Annotated in this window: 21 protein-coding genes and 1 other annotated feature; of the genes, 18 read left to right on the plus strand and 3 right to left on the minus strand. The window is 43.4% G+C overall.

From position 1 onward, the window contains the following. Positions 1–11 precede the first annotated feature (11 nt). The 6 genes from appD (at position 12) to M1D98_RS05965 (ending at position 6,614) form a co-directional block, all read left to right on the plus strand. Complete coding sequence (gene appD, locus M1D98_RS05940; protein ID WP_121642314.1) at positions 12–998, plus strand: oligopeptide ABC transporter ATP-binding protein AppD; 987 nt, start codon at positions 12–14, stop codon at positions 996–998. Continuing rightward, positions 995–1,984, plus strand: a complete 990-nt coding sequence (gene appF / locus M1D98_RS05945) for an oligopeptide ABC transporter ATP-binding protein AppF (protein ID WP_268528974.1) — start codon at positions 995–997, stop codon at positions 1,982–1,984. The genes appD and appF overlap by 4 nt, the downstream gene beginning before the upstream one ends. Before the next feature lie 87 nt (positions 1,985–2,071). Further along, positions 2,072–3,703, plus strand: a complete 1,632-nt coding sequence (locus M1D98_RS05950) for a peptide-binding protein (RefSeq protein WP_268523185.1) — start codon at positions 2,072–2,074, stop codon at positions 3,701–3,703. Positions 3,704–3,777: 74 nt separating this feature from the next. Continuing rightward, positions 3,778–4,728 carry an ABC transporter permease gene (locus M1D98_RS05955; protein ID WP_268523183.1) on the plus strand — a complete coding sequence of 317 codons (951 nt, stop codon included), beginning with the start codon at positions 3,778–3,780 and terminating at the stop codon, positions 4,726–4,728. Positions 4,729–4,744: 16 nt separating this feature from the next. Continuing rightward, the gene (appC, locus tag M1D98_RS05960; RefSeq protein ID WP_268558929.1) at positions 4,745–5,656 is read left to right on the plus strand and encodes an oligopeptide ABC transporter permease AppC; all 912 of its coding nucleotides are present in this window, start codon (positions 4,745–4,747) and stop codon (positions 5,654–5,656) included. Between the two features lie 205 nt (positions 5,657–5,861). Further along, the gene (locus M1D98_RS05965) at positions 5,862–6,614 is read left to right on the plus strand and encodes a YjbA family protein (RefSeq protein WP_268558928.1); all 753 of its coding nucleotides are present in this window, start codon (positions 5,862–5,864) and stop codon (positions 6,612–6,614) included. A gap of 34 nt (positions 6,615–6,648) precedes the next feature. Here M1D98_RS05965 and trpS read toward each other — a convergent pair whose 3' ends face one another. Next, positions 6,649–7,641, minus strand: a complete 993-nt coding sequence (gene trpS, locus M1D98_RS05970; RefSeq protein ID WP_268528963.1) for a tryptophan--tRNA ligase — start codon at positions 7,639–7,641, stop codon at positions 6,649–6,651. 56 nt (positions 7,642–7,697) lie between these two features. After that, positions 7,698–7,910: a binding site (T-box leader), on the minus strand. A 474-nt stretch (positions 7,911–8,384) separates the two neighbouring features. Between trpS and oppA the strand changes: the two genes are divergently transcribed. The 8 genes from oppA to spx all read left to right on the plus strand — a co-directional run bounded on the left by oppA (position 8,385) and on the right by spx (position 16,626). Then, positions 8,385–10,022 (plus strand): oligopeptide ABC transporter substrate-binding protein OppA, encoded by a 1,638-nt coding sequence (oppA, locus tag M1D98_RS05975; protein WP_010329375.1) that lies wholly within the window; start codon positions 8,385–8,387, stop codon positions 10,020–10,022. Positions 10,023–10,128: 106 nt separating this feature from the next. Next, positions 10,129–11,064 carry an oligopeptide ABC transporter permease OppB gene (oppB, locus tag M1D98_RS05980; RefSeq protein WP_010329376.1) on the plus strand — a complete coding sequence of 312 codons (936 nt, stop codon included), beginning with the start codon at positions 10,129–10,131 and terminating at the stop codon, positions 11,062–11,064. 3 nt (positions 11,065–11,067) lie between these two features. Beyond that, on the plus strand, positions 11,068–11,985 hold the full coding sequence (gene oppC / locus M1D98_RS05985) for an oligopeptide ABC transporter permease OppC (protein ID WP_010329377.1): 918 nt from the start codon (positions 11,068–11,070) through the stop codon (positions 11,983–11,985). A gap of 4 nt (positions 11,986–11,989) precedes the next feature. Continuing rightward, positions 11,990–13,066, plus strand: coding sequence for an oligopeptide ABC transporter ATP-binding protein OppD (gene oppD, locus M1D98_RS05990; RefSeq protein WP_082246326.1), 1,077 nt, complete (start codon positions 11,990–11,992; stop codon positions 13,064–13,066). A 1-nt stretch (position 13,067) separates the two neighbouring features. Beyond that, positions 13,068–13,985, plus strand: a complete 918-nt coding sequence (oppF, locus tag M1D98_RS05995) for an oligopeptide ABC transporter ATP-binding protein OppF (protein WP_039073556.1) — start codon at positions 13,068–13,070, stop codon at positions 13,983–13,985. A 106-nt stretch (positions 13,986–14,091) separates the two neighbouring features. Beyond that, entirely contained in the window at positions 14,092–15,306 is a 1,215-nt protein-coding gene (locus M1D98_RS06000; protein ID WP_456280221.1) for an MFS transporter, read from the plus strand. Between the two features lie 165 nt (positions 15,307–15,471). Further along, entirely contained in the window at positions 15,472–16,050 is a 579-nt protein-coding gene (locus tag M1D98_RS06005) for a GNAT family N-acetyltransferase (protein ID WP_121642320.1), read from the plus strand. 180 nt (positions 16,051–16,230) lie between these two features. After that, entirely contained in the window at positions 16,231–16,626 is a 396-nt protein-coding gene (gene spx, locus M1D98_RS06010) for a transcriptional regulator Spx (protein ID WP_039073559.1), read from the plus strand. A 42-nt stretch (positions 16,627–16,668) separates the two neighbouring features. Here spx and M1D98_RS06015 read toward each other — a convergent pair whose 3' ends face one another. Continuing rightward, complete coding sequence (locus M1D98_RS06015; RefSeq protein ID WP_121642321.1) at positions 16,669–17,325, minus strand: TerC family protein; 657 nt, start codon at positions 17,323–17,325, stop codon at positions 16,669–16,671. Between the two features lie 184 nt (positions 17,326–17,509). Between M1D98_RS06015 and M1D98_RS06020 the strand changes: the two genes are divergently transcribed. From M1D98_RS06020 to pepF, 4 genes are all read left to right on the plus strand, one after another. Further along, on the plus strand, positions 17,510–17,635 hold the full coding sequence (locus M1D98_RS06020) for a hypothetical protein (protein ID WP_120698858.1): 126 nt from the start codon (positions 17,510–17,512) through the stop codon (positions 17,633–17,635). Further along, positions 17,602–18,258, plus strand: coding sequence for an adaptor protein MecA (gene mecA, locus M1D98_RS06025; protein ID WP_010329384.1), 657 nt, complete (start codon positions 17,602–17,604; stop codon positions 18,256–18,258). The genes M1D98_RS06020 and mecA overlap by 34 nt, the downstream gene beginning before the upstream one ends. A gap of 157 nt (positions 18,259–18,415) precedes the next feature. Next, positions 18,416–19,567, plus strand: coding sequence for a competence protein CoiA family protein (locus M1D98_RS06030; protein WP_456280093.1), 1,152 nt, complete (start codon positions 18,416–18,418; stop codon positions 19,565–19,567). A 230-nt stretch (positions 19,568–19,797) separates the two neighbouring features. Beyond that, positions 19,798–21,627 (plus strand): oligoendopeptidase F, encoded by a 1,830-nt coding sequence (gene pepF, locus M1D98_RS06035; RefSeq protein ID WP_456280094.1) that lies wholly within the window; start codon positions 19,798–19,800, stop codon positions 21,625–21,627. A gap of 36 nt (positions 21,628–21,663) precedes the next feature. Here the strand turns inward: pepF and M1D98_RS06040 are convergent, their stop codons facing one another. Then, a complete protein-coding gene (locus M1D98_RS06040) occupies positions 21,664–21,831 on the minus strand; it encodes a hypothetical protein (RefSeq protein WP_010329386.1) in 168 nt (55 codons plus the stop codon). Positions 21,832–22,108 lie beyond the last annotated feature (277 nt).

Genomic DNA, 22,108 nt, shown 5'->3' on the forward strand with positions numbered 1-22,108 from the left:
GGGGAGCTAGCATGAGCACACTTTTAGAAGTGAATAATTTAAAGACTTATTTTTTTAGGAAAAAGGAGCCGATCCCTGCGGTTGACGGAGTCGATTTTCACATCAACAAAGGCGAAACCGTCGCGCTTGTAGGTGAATCGGGCTCCGGAAAAAGCATTACTTCTTTATCCATTATGGGCCTCGTCCAAAGCGCCGGCGGAAAAATCATGGACGGCTCTATTAAACTCGAAGACAAAGACCTCACCTCATTCACTGAAAATGACTTTTGCAAAATCCGCGGAAACGAAGTATCCATGATTTTTCAGGAGCCAATGACCTCCCTTAATCCGGTGTTAACAATCGGAGAACAAATTACCGAAGTGCTGGTTTACCATAAAAACATGAAGAAAAAAGAAGCGCGCCAAAAAGCTGTTGAGCTCTTGCAGATGGTCGGTTTCTCCCGGGCCGAGCAAATGATGAAGGAGTATCCGCATCGGCTGTCCGGCGGAATGAGGCAGAGGGTGATGATTGCCATCGCACTCAGCTGCAATCCTAAACTGCTCATTGCCGATGAGCCGACAACAGCGCTGGATGTGACAATACAAGCCCAAGTTCTCGAGCTCATGAAAGATCTCTGTCAGAAGTTCAACACGTCGATCCTTCTCATCACACACGACTTAGGTGTCGTGTCGGAAGCAGCCGACAGAGTCATTGTCATGTACTGCGGACAAGTCGTAGAAAATGCCGCTGTCGACGACTTATTTTTAGAACCGCTTCATCCTTACACAGAAGGCCTGCTTACGTCGATTCCCGTCATAGATGGAGAGATTGATAAATTAAACGCGATTAAAGGCAGCGTGCCGACACCAGATAACCTTCCGCCGGGGTGCCGATTTGCCCCAAGGTGTCCGAAAGCCATGGATAAATGCTGGTCAAATCAGCCTTCGCTTTTGACGCACAAAAGCGGAAGAACGGTGAGATGTTTTTTATATGAGGAAGAGGGTGCCGAACAATCATGACAGCAGCTAATCAAGAAACAATCTTAGAACTTCGTGACGTGAAAAAATACTTCCCGATCCGCTCAGGCTTTTTTCAAAGAAAAGTCGGCGATGTAAAAGCGGTGGACGGTGTTTCCTTTTCGCTGAAAAAAGGAGAAACCCTCGGAATCGTTGGAGAATCAGGCTGCGGGAAATCGACTGCCGGCAGGACGATGATCAGGCTGTACAAACCGACAGAAGGCCAAATTCTTTTTAAGGGGCAGGATATTTCCAACCTGTCAGAAGAAAAGCTGCGAAAAAGTGTCCGCAAAAATATTCAAATGGTTTTCCAAGATCCGTTTGCTTCTTTGAATCCAAGAAAAACGCTGCGTTCTATCATTAAGGAGCCGTTACATACGCACCACATGTATACGATGCGGGAACGAAACGAGAAAGTCGAAGAACTGCTTGCGAGAGTAGGCCTTCACCCGTCGTTTGCCAACCGTTACCCCCATGAATTTTCCGGCGGCCAGCGTCAGCGGATCGGGATCGCCAGAGCGCTTACATTGAATCCGGAGCTGATCATCGCAGATGAGCCGGTTTCCGCACTTGATGTATCCATTCAGGCCCAAGTGATTAACTTAATGGAGGAATTACAGGAAGAATTTAATCTAACGTATCTATTTATCTCTCATGACCTAAGTGTTGTCCGCCATATCAGCGACAGAGTCGGAGTCATGTATCTCGGCAAAATGATGGAACTGACCGGAAAGCACGAGTTATATGACAATCCGCTTCATCCTTACACGCAAGCTCTTCTATCGTCCGTTCCGGTTACAAGAAGAATAGGATCTGTCAAACGCGAACGCATCGTCCTGAAGGGAGAACTGCCGAGTCCGGCCAATCCGCCAAAAGGCTGCGTTTTCCATACGAGATGCCCTGTTGCAAAGCCAATATGCAAGGAACAAATACCAGAATTCAAAGAAGCTGCTCCCAGCCACTTTGTGGCTTGTCACCTTTATAGCTAATGTTGCCCGCACAGCTTTGAGAGGGGGTATGCACACTACATAAACAACAGCTTAGAAGAACGAACATTTCAAGAGGGGGAATATTGAATGAAAAGACGGAAAACCGCACTGATGATGCTAAGTGTATTGATGGTTCTGGCCATCTTTTTATCAGCCTGCTCCGGATCAAAATCGAGCAGCAGCAGCGAGAAAAAATCAAACGGAAAACCGCAGCAAGGCGGGGATTTGGTTGTGGGTTCAATCGGGGCGCCAACCCTTTTCAACTCATTATATTCAACTGATGAATCGAGTACAGATATTGAACAAATGATTTACAGCTTTTTAACAAAGACAGATGAAAAATTAAATGTCAAAATGTCACTAGCCGAAAGTGTAAAAGAGCTGGATGGCGGTCTAAAATATGACGTGAAAATAAAAAAAGGCGTTAAGTTCCACGACGGAGAAGAGCTTACTGCCGATGATGTTGTCTTTACGTACAACATTCCATTGAACAAGGATTACAAAGGAGAGCGCGGCTCGAACTTTGAAATGTTGAAATCGGTAGAGAAAAAGGGAGATTATGAGGTTTTATTTACGCTGAAATACAAAGATCCTAACTTCTATAACAATACGTTAGATAGCTACGGGATTCTGCCGGAGCACATTTTAAAAGATGTCCCGGTTGCTGAGCTTGAGGATAATAGCTTTAATAGAAAAAATCCAATTGGCTCGGGTCCTTTCAAATTTAAAGAATGGAAAGACGGGCAATACGTCAAACTCGTTGCCAATGATGACTACTATGACGGGCGCCCGTATTTAGACAGTGTGACGTATAAAATCATACCTGACGCTAATGCAGCGGTTGCTCAGCTTCAAGCGGGAGATATTGATTTCTTTAACGTGCCGTCAACTGACTACAAGACCGCGGAATCGTTTAATAATGTCAAGGTTGTAACAGACTTGGCGCTAAGTTACTCATATATCGGCTGGAATGAGAAAAATGAGCTCTTCAAAGACAAAAAAGTGCGCCAGGCGCTCACCACCGCTTTAGATCGTGAAACAATGGTGCAAACTGTATTGGATGGGGACGCGGAAGTCGCGTATATTCCGGAAAGTCCTGCTTCATGGAATTACCCGAAAGATGTAGAGGTTCCTAAATTCAAGTATAACGTCAAAAAAGCGAAGAAGATGCTGAAAGAAGCAGGCTGGGAAGATACTGACGGTGACGGGATTCTTGATAAGGACGGCAAAAAATTCGAGTTTACATTGAAAACGAACCAAGGAAACAAAGTTCGTGAAGATATTGCAGTTGTTGTCCAAGAACAGCTGAAGAAAGTCGGTATTAAAGTAACGCCGCAAATTGTTGAATGGAGCGCGTTAGTTGAGCAGACAAGTGCCCCTAACTGGGATTATGACGCAATGGTTTTAGGATGGAGTCTATCCACGTTCCCGGATCATTACGATATCTTCCATTCAAGCCAGTCTGAAAACGGTTTAAATAATATGTGGTACAAAAACCCTGAAGTTGATAAGCTTCTCAAAGATGCAAAATCAATCAGCGATCGTGATGAGTACTCAAAAGCTTACGAAAAGATTTACCAGAAGCTTGCTGAAGATCAGCCATATACCTTCCTTTATTATCCGAACAACCATATGGCGATGCCGACTAACTTAGAGGGTTATGTATATCATCCGAAACGTACACTATATCAGATTGAAAAATGGTGGCTTGCCCAATAATTTTCCCTTGCAGGGGAGGGAGCGTGTTTCCTTCCCCTGCTATATTGAAAAAGAACCACAAAGGGGACAAGAATATGGTTACATATATCATTCGAAGAACGCTATCTTCGATTCCTATTCTTTTGGGAATTACAATTTTGTCTTTCGTTATTATGAAAGCCGCGCCGGGAGATCCGATGACGCTTATGATGGACCCCACGATCAGTCAGGCAGACAGGGCGCAGTTTATTGAAAAATACGGCCTCAACGACCCTGAGTATGTTCAATATTTAAAATGGCTCGGCAATATGGTTCAAGGTGATTTCGGTACGTCCATCATCAGAAAAGGAACGCCTGTTTCAGAGCTGATTTTAGCACGGCTGCCCAACACTCTCCTCTTGATGCTGGTGTCGACGATATTGGCGCTGATCATTTCCATCCCATTCGGGGTGATTTCTGCAAAAAAACCTTATTCCAAGCTGGACTATGGCATTACATTTACTTCATTTATCGGTTTGGCGATCCCGAATTTTTGGTTCGGACTGATTTTAATCATGGTGTTTGCTGTGAATCTCGGCTGGTTTCCGACCGGGGGAGTGGCAACGCTTAACGCAGATTTTAGTTATATCGACCGGATTCATCATTTGCTATTACCCGCTTTTGTGCTGGCGACAGCTGATATGGCAGGCTTAACGAGGTATACAAGATCCAATATGCTCGATGTGTTAAACCAAGATTATATTCGGACTGCCAGATCTAAAGGCTTCAAAGAGAATAGGGTATTGTTTAAGCACGGATTGCGGAATGCATTATTGCCTGTTATTACGATCTTTGGTTTAATGATTCCCTCCTTTATCGGCGGAGCGGTTGTCGTAGAGCAGATTTTCACTTGGCCGGGATTAGGAAAGCTGTTTGTCGATTCAGCATTCCAGCGCGATTATCCGGTTATTATGGCAATGACTGTAATCTCGGCAGTTCTTGTTGTTGTCGGAAACCTCATTGCAGACATCCTTTACGCGATTGTTGATCCGCGGATCGAATATTAAAAGGGGGGAAACAGAGATGTCAGAGCTGCAACCAACTCCCTCGCCGGAGATCAGGCTGAAAGAAAATATTTCGAAAAAACCAGAGACGATGACCAAGATTTTCTGGGAGAAATTCTCGAAAAACAAACTGGCCATTCTAGGTGCCGTCATTCTGTTTATCATTATTATGTCGGCTGTTTTCGCTCCTTTCATTGCGCCTTATCCCCAAGAGCAGCAGAGCCTGCTTGATAAATATAAGGCGCCGGGCCTTGAACACTTGATGGGAACAGATAAATTCGGCCGGGATATTTTCAGCCGGATCTTATATGGGGCGCGTGTTTCTTTATTGGTCGGTTTTGCGTCAGTAGTCGGTTCGATATTAATCGGAACGGTTTTAGGGGCGTTAGCGGGATATTTCAGAGGAATAGTCGATGCTGTCATTATGCGTCTGGTCGATATTGTATTATCTATTCCTGATATCTTCTTGCTGATCACACTGGTTACCATCTTCAAGCCCGGTGTGGACAAACTGATTTTAATTTTCTGTCTCACAGGCTGGACCACGACAGCACGGTTAGTAAGGGGAGAATTTTTGTCGCTTCGTTCAAGAGAATATGTTCTCGCTGCCAAAACAATTGGAACAAAGACGCACAAAATTATCTTTTCTCATATCCTGCCAAATGCGTTAGGGCCGATTATTGTCTCGGCAACACTCAAAGTAGGATCTGTCATTCTCGCTGAATCAGCGTTAAGTTACTTAGGCTTCGGAATCCAGCCTCCGATTGCTAGCTGGGGAAACATGCTTCAAGACGCACAGAATTTCACAGTAATGATTCAAGCATGGTGGTACCCATTATTTCCCGGGCTATTAATTTTATTGACTGTTTTATGCTTCAACTTTGTCGGTGATGGCCTGCGGGATGCATTGGACCCAAAAAATATGAAATAAAAATGAAAACAATATTTGTTATGAAATATAACGAAATCAGAAGAAAAGCAGATCTCTTTTTGTTAGAAAATCTACAAAGAGATCTGCTTTTTGTGATTCTGATATAAACCCAGCGATTCCAGATTTCCTCAATCTCTTTGGAATAATTTCTCTGTGCCTTGCCTATACTGTGGACAACAGTTTTTATAAAAGTGAGGGGTTAGAGATGTTATTTCTTCATGATGTGTGGGTCAATTGGTTTGAAGGGGAAGAAAATGGCTACAATGTATGCCACTTTCATGAATGGCGCAAAGAAGATACGGTTGAGCTTTTGGATCAGGTGCCGCTGTTAAGGGTGCCGTCAGTTCTGTTTCATTACATAGAGAACGATTTGTCTGAGCTTCCGAAAGGGTTGCTTGACGACGTACATCAAAAATCGTACATTCGGAAAAATCATGAGCGGACAAAGCTTGAGTATTGTTTTGTCGTAACAGACGGAATTGGCATTTTGGCTGTCGACACAATCGGCTACACAATCCCTGTCAGAAAAAGCCGCCTGATCCCAAGACAGGAGCAGCTCGTTTATGAAATGGTAAAAGATGTAGAGCCTGAAACATATGAATTTGAAGTAAAGAAGCTCGAATCCTCCAAAGAATATCACATTTTATCATTAGCACCAGAGCACGTCAGAGGGCTGACAAGAAAAGAACGGCAAATCAAGCAGCTGATGTTTATGGCGCTGGATCAATTAAAAGGGCTGAATAACCGCGCTGAAATCGGCTACTGGTATACAGAATGGAACCCGCATATGTATGAACAAATCAAACGGATGAGCTTTGAAGAGATTTGGGACATGCTGTATAACGAAACAATTGAAGGCTGGTCGGACAAGCATTTGGCTTTTTGCGAAAACCTGATAAAAGGACAGCCTTTTTTCGAAAAGCTATGGGAAATGGAAAACGAATCAAAGGTAAACTGAAAAAAACCGCTCTTTGCCAAGAGCGGTTTTTTGATCAGCGTCTTTTTCGGCCAAGACCCATGGCGTTCTCCATTTTTTTCAGCATTTTGTTTGCTGTCCGGTTCGCACGTTCCGCGCCTTCATCAAGAATCCGGTCTAATTCATCAGATTCAATGAGTTCATGATAGCGGTCCTGAATCGGTTTTAATGCGTTAACCACGACTTCTGCCAAATCACCTTTAAACTCGCCGTAGCCTTTCCCTTCGTACTTTGCTTCAAGCTCTTCAATGGTCGTATTGCCGAGGATTGAATAAATCGTAAGAAGGTTGGAAACGCCTGGTTTGTTTTCCTTATCAAATGTCACGATCCCCTCAGAATCTGTCACAGCGCTTTTGATTTTCTTTTCAAGAAGCTTTGGCTCATCCAGCAAGGTAATATAAGATTTCTGGTTCGGATCAGATTTGCTCATTTTCTTTAGCGGATCATTAAGAGACATAATGCGTGCGCCGACTTTTGGAATTTTCACTTCCGGGACCGTAAAGATGTCGTTATATTTTTTGTTGAAGCGTTCTGCGAGATTTCGTGTCAGCTCGAGATGCTGCTTTTGATCCTCACCGACAGGCACAAGATCCGTTCCATACAGCAAAATATCAGCGGCCATCAGCGGCGGGTACGTTAACAAGCCGGAGACAACAGCTTCATTGCCTTTGGACTTGTCTTTAAATTGAGTCATCCGTTCAAGCTCGCCGATATATGCAACACACTGCATCATCCATCCGGCCTGCGCATGCGCGGGAACCTCTGATTGAATAAACAATGTGGCTTTTTCTGGATCAAGTCCGACAGCTAAGTAAAGCGCAGCCAGACTGCGGATATTCTTTCTGAGCTCAAGCCGGTCTTGAGGCACGGTGATCGCATGCTGATCCACGATGCAAAAATAGCTGTTATAATCATTTTGCAGTTCGACAAATTGCTTCATTGCACCGATATAGTTGCCAAGCGTAACGGAGCCGCTTGGCTGAATGCCTGAAAAAATCGTTTGTTTCATGAAAATCAACCTCATTTCTTAAAACATAATAAAAAAGGCTCACTCTTCCCCTGTGAAAAAGGGACGAATGAACCGTGGTACCACCCTGATTATTCCATTAAAATGGAATCACTCTGACGTTTTTAACGGAGACTGCTCCGGCTGAGCCTACTTTTCGGATTCGGTCAGCTGCTCCAAAGTCCATTCCACATTGCCCGTTATCTGCTCCCAGCACCGCAGACTCTCTTCAAACAGGTGAAATGTGTACTACTCTTTTTCATAGCACGCTTTTCTTTTGATTGCTTCATTATAAATCAATTATAACCAATTGTCATCATGAAAAAACATTCTTTTTCCGAGTAACATTGTAATGATATCAATACCCACGGGTACTGTAAAACCGCCTAAATGATAACTTCTATCAGCATGAAAATAGCTAGATATTATATGTAAAAAGCAATATGGGAAGAAAACTGGCAAAATAGATTTTAATCAATTTATGCTTTAATCGGTAGAAGGATATTATGTTCGTGGAAGAAAAACTAACGAAGTTCTAATATTTTAAATTGATAAAATAATATTGCAATAAATTATTTGTTTCATTATAATGAACTTGTTCACTCTATTGTTACAGCTTTTTTACAAAAATAATCAGAAAAGACGGAACAGAATAAAAGTTATGGAAACACAGGTTCATTTGTCTGATATTTCTGAGGATTTAGCCGTAAGGAGCTGAAAAATTATTATTTAGGGGGTTTGCGAATATGAAAAAACGTTGGTCGATTGTCACGTTGATGCTTATTTTCACTCTCGTATTGAGCGCGTGCGGCTTTGGCGGCGGCGGATCAAACGGTGAGGGGAAAAAGGACAGCAAAGGAAAGACGACGCTTAACATTAATATTAAAACTGAGCCGTTCTCCTTACATCCGGGATTGGCAAATGATTCAGTATCAGGCGGGGTCATCCGTCAGACTTTTGAAGGATTGACACGCATGAACGCTGATGGTGAGCCAGAAGAAGGCATGGCATCTAAAATTGAAACAAGCAAGGACGGCAAAACTTATACATTCACTATTCGAGATGGTGTGAAATGGTCTAATGGAGACCCGGTAACAGCGGAAGACTTTGAATATGCCTGGAAATGGGCGCTTGACCCTAATAATGAATCGCAATACGCTTATCAGCTTTATTACATAAAAGGTGCTGAAGCGGCGAACAAAGGAAAAGGCAGCCTTGATGATGTGGCTGTAAAAGCTGTAAATGACAAAACGCTAAAGGTTGAGTTAAATAACCCGACTCCATATTTTACAGAATTAACTGCATTCTATACGTATATGCCAATTAACAAGAAAATAGCTGAGAAAAATAAAAAATGGAACACAAATGCCGGAGACGATTATGTTTCAAACGGCCCGTTCAAAATGACGGCATGGAAACACAGTGGATCTATTACTCTTGAGAAAAATGACCAGTATTGGGAAGAAGACAAAGTCAAACTGAAGAAAATTAAAATGGTGATGATCAACAATAACAATACAGAACTGAAAAAATACCAAGCTGGTGAACTTGATTGGGCCGGTTTGCCGCTCGGACAGCTTCCGACTGAATCGCTCCCTACCCTGAAAAAAGACGGTTCTTTACATGTTGAGCCGATGGCAGGTGTGTATTGGTACAAATTCAATACTGAAGCGAAGCCGTTAGACAACGTCAATATCCGTAAAGCATTATCCTATGCGATTAACCGCCAATCGATTGTTAAAAATATTACACAAGGAGAACAAATCCCGGCAATGGCTGCGGTGCCGCCGACAATGAAGGGATTTGAAGATAACAAAGAAGGCTATTTCAAAGACAATGATATCAAAACGGCAAAAGAATACCTTGAAAAAGGCCTGAAAGAAATGGGCTTAAGCAAGGCGTCTGACCTGCCGAAAATCAAATTGTCTTATAACACTGATGACGCACATGCCAAAATCGCTCAAGCTGTCCAAGAAATGTGGAAGAAAGATTTAGGCGTGAATGTTGAACTTGATAACTCAGAATGGAATGTTTATATTGATAAGCTTCACAGCCAAGATTATCAAATCGGCCGTATGGGCTGGCTTGGCGACTTCAACGACCCTATTAACTTCCTTGAATTGTTCCGTGACAAAGACGGAGGTAATAACGATACTGGCTGGGAAAATCCAGAATTCAAAAAGCTTCTGAATCAGTCGCAAACTGAAACAGATCCAACAAAACGTGCGGAGCTGCTGAAAAAAGCAGAAGGTATTTTCATTGATGAAATGCCGGTAGCGCCAATTTATTTTTATACGATTCCTTGGGTGCAGGACGAAAATCTGAAAGGAACCATCCTTACTGGGACCGGAGAAATTTATTTCAGAAACGCGTACTTTCAATAAGTCAGATTTGTGAAAACAAAAACCTCAAGGTATATGGGGACTTATTTCCCATATACCTTTCTTGCTGAAAAGTACAAAAATGTAAAAATCATGGAGGTGTTCCCCCTTGCTAAAATATATCGGAAGACGCTTAGTCTATATGATTATCACATTATTTGTGATTGTAACCGTGACATTCTTCTTAATGCAGGCAGCACCGGGCGGGCCATTTTCAGGTGAGAAAAAGCTTCCGCCTGAAATTGAAGCAAACTTAAATACGCATTATGGCTTGGACAAGCCGCTGTTTGTACAATACGCCAGTTATTTAAAATCAGTTGCAATGTGGGATTTCGGACCGTCATTTAAATATAAAGGTCAGAGTGTTAACGACCTGATCAGTTCAGGTTTCCCCGTTTCATTCACTCTTGGAGCAGAAGCTATTCTCCTCGCTTTAGCGTTTGGTGTATTGTTTGGGGTTATAGCAGCCCTTTACCATAACAAGTGGCAGGATTATACCGTCGCGATTTTAACGATATTTGGTATTTCAGTTCCGAGCTTTATCATGGCGGCTGTTTTGCAATATGTGTTCTCCATGAAGCTTGATCTGTTTCCCGTCGCGGGTTGGGAGTCCTGGGCATACACCTTTTTGCCTTCAATCGCACTTGCTTCCATGCCGATGGCGTTTATTGCCAGACTTTCCCGTTCAAGCATGATCGAAGTGTTAAACAGTGATTATATTCGCACAGCGAAAGCAAAAGGGCTGTCCCGTCCAGCAGTTACAGTGCGGCACGCCATCCGAAACGCATTATTGCCAGTCGTTACATATATGGGGCCAATGGCCGCGCAGGTTTTAACGGGAAGCTTCATTATTGAAACGATTTTTGGGATCCCGGGGCTTGGTTCGCACTTCGTAAACAGTATTACAAACCGTGATTATACAGTCATTATGGGTGTAACAGTGTTCTTCAGTGTCATCCTGCTATTGTGTGTATTAATCGTAGACGTGCTATACGGCATTATTGATCCAAGAATCAAGCTTTCCAAAGCAAAGAAAGGAGCCTAGGCCATGCAAAACATTCCAAAAAACCTGTTTGAACCAGCCGCAGCGAATGCCGGCGATGCCGAAAAAATCAGTAAAAAGAGCCTTTCCCTCTGGAAAGATGCGATGCTTCGTTTCCGCAGCAATAAGCTTGCGATGGTCGGGCTTGTCATCATTGTGCTTATTATCCTTATGGCGATCTTTGCGCCGCTGTTCTCAAAGTATGATTATTCGACTACTAATCTTTTAAATGCGGATAAGCCGCCTTCAAAAGATCATTGGTTCGGAACAGATGACCTTGGAAGGGACATTTTCGTCCGCACATGGGTAGGTGCGCGAATCTCAATCTTTATCGGTGTAGCGGCCGCGGTTCTTGATTTGCTGATCGGCGTGATTTGGGGAAGCATTTCAGGCTTCCGCGGAGGCAGAACGGATGAAGTTATGATGCGTATCGCCGATATCCTTTGGGCTGTTCCTTCATTATTAATGGTCATCCTATTGATGGTTGTGCTGCCGAAAGGACTGTTAACGATCATTATCGCCATGACCATTACAGGCTGGATTAATATGGCCAGAATCGTCCGCGGGCAAGTGCTGCAGCTGAAAAATCAGGAGTATGTGCTTGCTTCACAGACACTTGGTGCAAAAACATCCCGTCTGCTGTTTAAACATATCGTGCCAAACGCAATGGGTTCCATCTTGGTTACGATGACATTGACAGTTCCGACTGCGATTTTTACAGAAGCCTTTTTAAGCTATTTGGGACTTGGTGTTCCGGCTCCGCTGGCAAGCTGGGGAACGATGGCTTCTGACGGATTGCCTGCTTTGACCTATTATCCGTGGCGTTTATTCTTCCCTGCCGGTTTCATCTGCATTACGATGTTTGGCTTTAACGTGATCGGCGACGGATTAAGAGACGCATTGGATCCTAAGTTACGTAAATAAGGGAGTGATACGGGTGACACGCCTATTAGAAGTAAAAGATTTAGCGATTTCATTTAAAACATATGGCGGAGAGGTTCAGGCGATCCGCGGGGTGAATTTCCATCTGGATAAGGGGGAGACACTGGCTATCGTCGGAGAATCAGGTTCCGGAAAAAGTGTGACCTCTCAAGCGATCATGAAGCTGATTCCAATGCCTCCGGGTTATTTTAAGCGCGGTGAGATCTTGTTTGACGGCAAGGATCTGGTGCCGCTTTCCGAAAAAGAGATGCAAAATGTCCGTGGAAAAGATATCGGGATGATATTCCAGGATCCGATGACCTCTTTAAATCCGACGATGAAAGTTGGCAAACAAATTACCGAAGTGCTGTTTAAACACGATAAAATTTCCAAGGAAGCGGCGAAAAAACGCGCAATCGAACTGCTGGAGTTAGTCGGTATCCCGATGCCGGAAAAACGGGTCAATCAATTTCCGCACGAATTTTCAGGCGGAATGAGACAGCGGGTTGTCATTGCCATGGCCCTTGCGGCGAATCCGAAGCTTTTGATCGCCGATGAGCCGACAACTGCTCTTGATGTAACGATACAAGCGCAAATTCTTGAATTGATGAAGGACTTGCAAAAGAAAATTGACACATCCATCATCTTTATCACACACGATCTTGGTGTTGTGGCCAACGTTGCTGACCGGGTCGCTGTCATGTACGCGGGACAGATTGTAGAAACCGGTACGGTCGACGAGATTTTCTACGATCCGAGACATCCGTATACGTGGGGGCTTCTTGCATCTATGCCGACACTGGATAGTTCAGGAGAAGAACAGCTGACTGCAATCCCGGGCACGCCGCCTGATTTGACAAACCCGCCAAAAGGAGATGCTTTTGCGCTGCGGAGCTCTTACGCGATGAAAATCGATTTTGAACAGGAGCCGCCAATGTTTAAGGTGTCCGATACTCATTATGTCAAATCGTGGCTGCTTCATCCCGACGCGCCAAAGGTAGAGCCGCCTGAAGCGGTAAAAGCGAAAATGCGTAAGCTGGCAAATACGTATGAAAAACCTGTCTTAGTGAGAGAAGGTGAATAAATTGACTGAGAAACTATTAGAAATCAAACATTTAAAACAGCACTTTGTCACGCCAAAAGGAACGGTTAAGGCTGTAGACGATTTGTCATTTGATATCTATAAAGGTGAAACGTTAGGGCTGGTTGGTGAATCTGGCTGTGGTAAATCGACAACAGGCCGAAGCATCATTCGATTGTATGAAGCAACCGATGGTGAGGTGCTCTTCAACGGCGAAAATGTGCACGGGAAAAAATCACGGAAAAAGCTGCTGGAATTCAACCGCAAAATGCAGATGATTTTCCAAGACCCATATGCATCCCTGAATCCGAGAATGACAGTTGCTGATATTATTGCTGAAGGCCTCGATATTCATAAGCTGGCGAAAACGAAAAAAGAGCGAATGGCGCGGGTTCACGAGCTCTTGGAAACAGTCGGTTTAAACAAGGAGCACGCGAATCGCTACCCGCATGAATTTTCCGGCGGCCAGCGCCAAAGAATCGGGATTGCCAGAGCTCTTGCTGTTGATCCGGAGTTCATTATCGCGGATGAGCCGATTTCTGCTTTGGATGTATCTATTCAAGCGCAGGTCGTGAATTTAATGAAAGACCTGCAAAAAGAAAAAGGGCTCACATATCTGTTTATCGCCCATGATTTATCGATGGTCAAATACATCAGCGACCGCATCGGAGTGATGTATTTCGGTAAACTTGTTGAGCTTGCGCCAGCAGATGAGCTTTATGAAAATCCGCTTCACCCATATACAAAGTCATTGCTTTCGGCGATTCCGCTTCCTGATCCGGATTACGAGAGAAATCGCGTCCGCCAGAAATACGATCCATCTGTCCATCAATTAAAAGATGGGGAAACGATGGAATTCCGTGAAGTTACACCGGGACATTTTGTGATGTGCACGGAAGCGGAATTTAAAGCTTACTCATGATTCTTCAATCCTTCAAGAGAAACGTCTTGAAGGATTTTTTTGCGCAATCATAGAAAGTGAGAATGATAATATTTGCAATTAGAGGAAAAAACGGAGGCGAAATACGATACAATTTCTGCATAACAAACATGTTTTTGCACTGCTGCTGTCTCAATCCCTTCAATCTTTAGCAGGAGTCCTTGTCACAATCGTTTTAATGGTCCGGGTCTATCAAATGACCGATTCTGTCTTTTTGGCGGGTCTTGTTTTATCGTTCATGTCGTTTGCGAGTATAGCGGCGAGCTTTTGCATTTCTGCTGTGCTTCGCAATTTCGGTTTTAAAAAGGTGCTTGCGGGCGCAAATCTGCTGAGAGCGGTCTTTACAATCCTGATGGCTTTTAGCGTCAGTCATAACGCACAGGTTTTCTTTTGGATAACGCTGCTGTTTGTGTTCTGTTTTTCTTTCACAGGCGCCTATTTTCAGCCGGCAAGATTCGCGCTTCTGCCGATGATCGTTTCAAAAGAACAATATGTGAAAGCGAATGGCGTCATCTCCCTCTCGAATCAATTGTTTCTGACTGCAGGCTGGGGACTAGGAGGCCTTTTGACGTATGCCGTACCTTTTGAGATCGTTGTCGGTGCAGCCTTTCTGCTGTTTGTCCTTTCTGGGGCTTCGATTTGTTTGCTTCAGGTAAATGAAGAAGTGGCTGATGGCACAGCTGAATCAGCATCTGCTGGGAGTATATGGAAGGATGTCGTGATCATCCCTATTGTAAGAGACATTACGCTAATGGACATGATAGAAGCTTTGGCAGGTTCTGTTTGGTCGTCTGCGATTCTTCTCGCATTTACGGTGGCTGTTTTGCATGAAACAGAGGTGTGGTGGGGGATGTTTAACGCTTCTTATTTTGTAGGTGCCATTGTCGGCAGTGTGATTGCCATTCGTTTTTCTGCTTTTTTTGAGCGGAAAATGGGATTTGCCATTATGTTTAGCTCGCTAGTCATGTCGATGCTGACTCTTTTGTTCTCATTTTCTCCAATTCCGTTTTTATGTGCTCTTGCTTGTGCTGCAATGGGGCCTTTTTATCAGGTGCGTGATATTTGCCAGGAAACCGTGCTTCAGGAGGTTATTCCGAAACAGAAGCGTATCGGGATCATGGCTGCCAAAAATGCAATTTTGACTCCTTGGTCCGGCGTCACCTACTCCATCATGGGGCTCGTAGCTGATACGGCTGGTGCGAAAACGGTTTTTGTCGCGGCTGCCGCATTATATGGCATAACCTTTTTTATCGCACTGGCACAGCCGCGGCTGCTTCATTATAGAAGAGAAAGCAGCACTTAATGAGGCCTTTTTGCATACCCTTCACAATGAACCGAGCGCCTGGCTGAAAAAAAATGAAACCATGGTGGAAGTTCGTACGTCTTTATAGATGTAAAGCTGTTTAAACAAGAAGAAATGGGGTATATCTAAAAGTATGAAGACAATGAACTCATAAGGAGCAAATCAATGAACTGGTATGAAAAGCTTAGCGAGTACTTTCCAATTGAAGAAATGAAATCAAAAGCGCATATGGAAGCTCTATTAAAAGAGCGGAGCGATATTTATCATAAAGATGAAGGCGAACATCATATTTTAATGTTTGCGGAATTTGAGTCTTTTATCTTCGTGGATTATCTGTATGTGTCTAAGGATGCAAGAGGGCAGGGGCTTGGCGGCAAATTGATCGCGAAGCTGAAAAAGAAAAATAAGCCGATATTGCTCGAGGTGGAGCCTGTGGATGAAGATGATGCTGATACAGAAAAGCGCCTGAGATTTTATCAAAGAGAGCATTTCAAGCATGCTCAGTCAATTGGGTACCGGCGCCGGTCATTGGCTACGAATGAAGTAAACAAGATGGAGATTCTGTACTGGTCACCGAAAACAGAATCAGAAGAAGAAATTCTTGAAGCCATGAAACAGACATATGAAAACATTCATACTTATAAAGATGAGAAATGGTATGGGGAATCATACGAAAAGACGGATGAGGTCCTGAAATTCATTGATGATGAAAAACAAAAAAATATTTTCGATCAGTTAGACTAATTGAGAATCAGAACATATCATTAAAATTAAAAATTTGCTGGATTGACACATTTTTTTCTTAGGATACTGTTCACACTTACTTTTTTATAGTATAATACCTATAAAGATTCCTTTTTTAGAGTAATTTCAATTTAAGAATAAAATAGATGTTCATCCTACTAATTAGAGGAGTGAAGATGAATGGTTACACTATACACATCACCAAGCTGTACTTCATGCAGAAAAGCGAGAGCGTGGCTGGAGGAGCACGAGATTCCATTTGAAGAAAGAAATATCTTCTCTGAACCTTTATCAATTGATGAAATCAAACAAATTCTTCGAATGACTGAGGACGGAACAGATGAGATCATCTCAACCCGTTCAAAAGTATTCCAAAAACTGAACGTGAACGTTGAATCTATGCCGCTGCAAGATTTATACAGCTTGATCAACGAGCACCCAGGCTTGCTTCGCCGTCCGATCATTATCGACGAAAAACGTTTGCAAGTTGGATATAACGAAGACGAAATCAGACGTTTCCTGCCAAGAAAAGTCCGCTCTTTCCAATTAAGAGAAGCACAGCGTTTGGCAAACTAATAGATCGTATCATCAAAAGAAGGCTGAGTCATCAGCCTTCTTTTATTTTTCTACCTGCTGATAATAAATACTCGCCAGGATAACAAACGCGACCGTTAAAATGGGGAGGAGCGTTTCAATTGCGCCGTGCTGCGCCATAAAAAAAGACAGCTTTTTGTCCCTGACAATCATTTCCCCGCCAGTATAAGCAAGCAGCCCGCTTCCCGCGTAAATCAGGAGCGGGATTTTCTCAAGTGCAATGTGGATGAGTTTGCTGCCCCAAATAATAACTGGCACCGATACACACAAACCGATGATAACGAGAGAAAATTCACCGTGTGACGCTCCGGCGACTGCTATGACGTTGTCCAGCGACATAAAGAGATCTGCAAGCACAATCGTTCGTATCGCTCTCCACAGAGAGGTGCTGCTTTTGATGTGCTGGGTGTCTTTTTTTTCAATCAGCAGCTGATATCCTAAATACAGCAGGAAAATGCCGCCGGCGCACTGCAAGAAAGGAATGTTCAAAAGATATACCGCTGCGCTTGTTAACCCGATTCTCATGGCAACGGCGATAAATGTTCCGAGAAGAATGGCTTGCTGTCTTTGCTTGTCCGGCAAATTTCTGCTGGCCATGGCAATGACGACCGCATTATCTCCGCCGAGGATCAGGTCGATCCCCACAATCATAAGCAGAGAAATTAGATAGTCATGCTCCATGAATCGGCACCTCGCTTTCGTTCCATCGCTTGTACTACTACTATATGAGACGGGTCGTATTTTATGATATCAGCCGCACAACTGCCGTTTTTTGGGCAAAGGTGCATTTTTATTTCTTTTGTGACTGTTTTATCATAAAATAGAAATACAAAGGAATTCACACTGGCCGTTCTTCAAGGTTAAGATGTGGACGGAATGGGTAAAGTGTAGTAAAGTACTATTAATCGGGAGCTTAGATGTCCCTTCAACATCTTATATAGAAGGGAAGGTTGGCAAATGGAAATTGAAAGAATTAACGAGCATACAGTAAAATTTTATATGTCTTACGGAGATATTGAAGATCGCGGTTTTGACAGAGAAGAAATCTGGTATAACCGTGAGCGCAGTGAAGAACTTTTCTGGGAAGTCATGGATGAAGTTCATGAGGAAGAGGAATTCGCTGTGGAAGGCCCTCTTTGGATTCAAGTTCAGGCACTGGACAAAGGTTTGGAAATTATCGTCACAAAAGCCCAGCTTTCCAAAGACGGACAAAAGCTCGAACTGCCGATTCCTGAGGATAAAAAGCAAGAACCAGCATCTGAAGATCTTGACGCCTTGCTGGATGACTTCCAAAAAGAAGAGCAAGACGTCAATCAGGAAGAGAAGGAGCAAAAGCTTCAATTTGTCTTGCGGTTTGACGATTTTGAGGATGTTATTTCTCTATCTAAATTAAACGTTAACGGAAGCAAAACGACTTTATATTCGTTTGAGAACCGATATTATTTATATGTGGATTTTGGCAATATGACTGATGAAGAGGTTGAAAATCAGCTAAGCATCCTGTTGGAGTATGCAAATGAATCCTCAATCAGCATACACCGTCTCGAAGAATACGGCAAGCTGATTATTTCTGAGCAAGCTCTGGAAACGATAAAAAAACACTTTGCGTCATAACAAACCGATTTCTTTCCGGAAATCGGTTTTTTTTATGCAATGAAATGCCACTTTTGAGAACTAAAATCAAAAATATACATATACACCGAACATACAGCGAACAGGAGTTCATCCATTTTTCCAGAAAGTATACCTCATCTGGAAAGGAGAGATGACAATGTTTAGTGCTGTGACTGAAGACGGCCAAATGTTTCACCTTCTAGGCGCTCAGCAAAGCCGAAAATTAAAGCGGGGAAGATTCTTCTGCCCTGTGTGCGGGGGAGAGCTTGATGTGAAGCTCGGACTTCAAAAAGCGCCTCATTTCGCCCATAAACAGAACAAGTCCTGTTCGATAGAAGTAGAACCGGAAAGCGCCTACCACTTAGAAGGAAAAAGACAGCTGTATGTATGGCTGAAAACGCAACATGCCTCTCCTGTATTAGAACCATATATCAAGAAAATCAAACAAAGACCTGACATCATGGCAAAGATTAAGGGGCGCATGCTTGCGGTTGAATATCAATGTGCCACTCTCGCTCCAGATGTCTTTCAAAAGCGGACAGAGGGCTTCACACGAGAAGAAATCTTCGTGCAATGGATTATGGGACAAAGCCGCTTAAAACGAACTGCTCCATCCTTTTATCAGTTTTCAGCTTTTCATTGGCAATTTATCAATGCCAGTCCTTATAAATCCCTGATATGTTATTGCCCGGAAACGCGTTCGTTTAGCCGGCTCAGCTGCATCATTCCGTTTTACGCGAACCATTCTTATTCCTCTGTTCAAACCATCCCTATCCATCGTGCAACTGCAAACGATCTTTTTTTCAGTGAACTGATGCCCCCATTTCAATATTCCGCCTGGATAAAAGCCATTCACCGTTTTCGCCATAAACCCCATCGCTTCATCTCCAAGGAGACCAATCGCCTCAGGCAGCTGTTTTATGAGAAGCGGCAGACGCCCCTTTCTTTTCTCCCGACTGAAGTGTTTGTCCCTGTGAAAAAAGGGGCTGTTTTTAAGAGCCCTGTTTTTGTGTGGCAGGGGTTTCTTTATCTGTTTATAACACGTCTTGGGCGTAAACGCGCGCCAATTCGCTTTTCAGCCGTTTTACAGCAGGTCAAACTGCACATTCATGAAAAGAACATTTCACTCAGATACGAATGCAGCGAAGACTGTCTATCTGAAGTTGTTAAACAGTACATTGATTTCTTGTGCAAGAAGGGATTTTTAAGGGAGACTCAGAAAGAAGTATATGTGCTGAACCAGCCTGCAGAGGGTGTACGCTCATTACAGGAACTCATAGAAAGTGACCGCAGCTGTTTTATAGAATGAGTTTGTCCTATTTGGCTCACCCTAAGACAAAAGGTGGTGGGCTGGCTTTGAGAGGCACAAAAGGAAAGGTTTTTCGAGTTTTTACTGCTTTTTTGGCATTCGTTCTCTTCATTACTGCATATGATTTGACAAAAGGCAGTGAAAAACCGGAAGATATTCACAACACAAGTTTATTGGGAAACAGCGGTTTTTTCAATTGGCTTGAATCAAAGAAAACGAGGGGGATCACCATGGCTGAGGAAAAAAAAGCAAACCAACTGCCTGACAGAAGTGAGGTAAAGGCAGAAGACACATGGAGACTAGAGGATATTTTTCCTAATGATGAGGCCTGGAATAAAGAATTTCAAGCTGTAAAAGAATTAATTCCGGATTTATCTAAGTATAAAGGAAAGCTGGCAGATTCAGCCGATCATTTATACGAAGCTCTTACGTTTCAAGATAAAGTGATGGAGCGGCTGGGCAGGCTGTACACATATGCGCATATGCGTTCTGACCAAGATACTGGGAATTCCTTTTACCAGGGGCTGAACGACAAGGCCGGAAACTTGTATACACAGGCCGCAAGCGCAACCGCTTATTTGGTTCCGGAAATTTTATCCATAGAAGAAGACAAACTGCAGCAGTTTATTCTTGAAAAAGAAGAACTGAAATTGTACTCCCATGCGATTGAGGAGATTACAAAGGAACGCCCGCACGTGCTGAGCGAGAAGGAAGAAGCGCTGCTTGCTGAAGCCTCCGATGTGCTGGGGTCATCTTCCAACACGTTCAGCGTGTTAAATAATGCCGAGATTACATTCCCGTCGATTAAAGATGAAGAGGGAAATGAAAAACAGATTACTCACGGCAATTTTATTAATTTCTTAGAAAGTGAAAACCGTGAAGTCCGCAAAAATGCATTTGACGCAGTATATCAAACATATGGACAATATAAAAACACAATGGCCACGACTCTAAGCGGCACTGTGAAAAAGGACAACTTCTACGCGAGAGTGAAAAAGTACAAGTCAGCGCGTGAAGCCGCGCTTTCTAACAACAGTATTCCTGAGGAAGTATACGACAACCTCGTCAAAACGATAAATAAGCATTTGCCGCTCCTGCACCGCTATATCGCCCTGAGAAAAAAAGTGCTTGAGCTTGATGAAGTGCATATCTATGATCTGTATACACCGCTTGTGAAGGATGCGGGGATGAAGGTCACGTATGAGGAAGCCAAAGATTACATGCTGAAAGGCCTGGCGCCTTTAGGAGAAGAATACGCCTCTATTTTAAAAGAAGGGCTGGAAAACCGCTGGGTCGATGTGTATGAAAATAAAGGCAAACGCAATGGCGCTTATTCATCAGGATCTTACGGCACGAATCCGTATATTTTGATGAACTGGCATGATAACGTCAATAATCTCTTTACGCTCGTGCACGAGTTTGGCCATTCCGTACACAGCTACTATACGAGAAAGCATCAGCCATATCCATACGGCAATTACAGCATCTTTGTCGCGGAAGTTGCATCTACGACAAACGAAGCGCTACTTGGCGAATACCTGCTGAACAATTTAGATGATGAAAAACAGCGCTTATATATTCTCAACCATATGCTTGAAGGCTTTAGAGGAACGGTCTTCAGACAAACGATGTTTGCTGAATTTGAACATCTGATCCATACAAAGGCGCAAGAAGGGGAGCCGCTCACACCTGAGCTTCTGACGAATGTCTATTACGACCTGAATAAAAAGTATTTCGGAGACGGCATGGTGATTGATAAGGAAATCGGCCTTGAATGGTCGCGGATTCCTCACTTCTATTACAATTACTATGTGTATCAGTATGCGACAGGGTACAGCGCTGCCCAAGCGTTAAGCAGCCAGATACTGAAGGAAGGAAAGCCGGCGGTTGACCGTTATATTAACTTCCTGAAAGCGGGAAGCTCACAATACCCGATTGATGTCCTGAAAAAAGCGGGCGTTGATATGACGTCTCCAGAGCCGATCGAAGCTGCGTGCAAAATGTTTGAAGAAAAACTTGATGAAATGGAAGAGCTGCTGATGAAAGTCAAGCAGTCTTAAAAAAAGAAAGCCTGTGCAGAAATCTGCACAGGCTTTTTAAAACCCCTTGAAGGTTTTGCGGTGGTTCAGGCGGTAGAGGGTAAACAAAATAGACAGAAACAGCAGAGGAGAGGTAATATAAAGCGGCAGCATCTGCATCATGCCAAGTATATTCAAACAGAAAAAAACGGCAATGCATACAATTGAGATGACAATACGCACCATAGCGTTCCTCCTCGTCCTTTTTCCATATAGGATATGAGTGAATAGGCTCCGTTATGTTTTGTGACAAAAATATGAACATTAAGCATAGAGGTTGTCAAAAGTCGACATCTTTTGTTATCATAAGGATGTGAAATTGATCACAAACAAACATTACCCCTTTGTTTGACCGTGAAAAATTTCTCCCATCCCCTTTGTTGTCGTTAAGACATATGAAACCGCGCTTATCCCGGCGCGGTTTCTTTAGTGTTTTGAACAGAACGTAAGTTTGGTAAAGGGC

Source organism: Bacillus sp. K7, assembly GCF_053903245.1.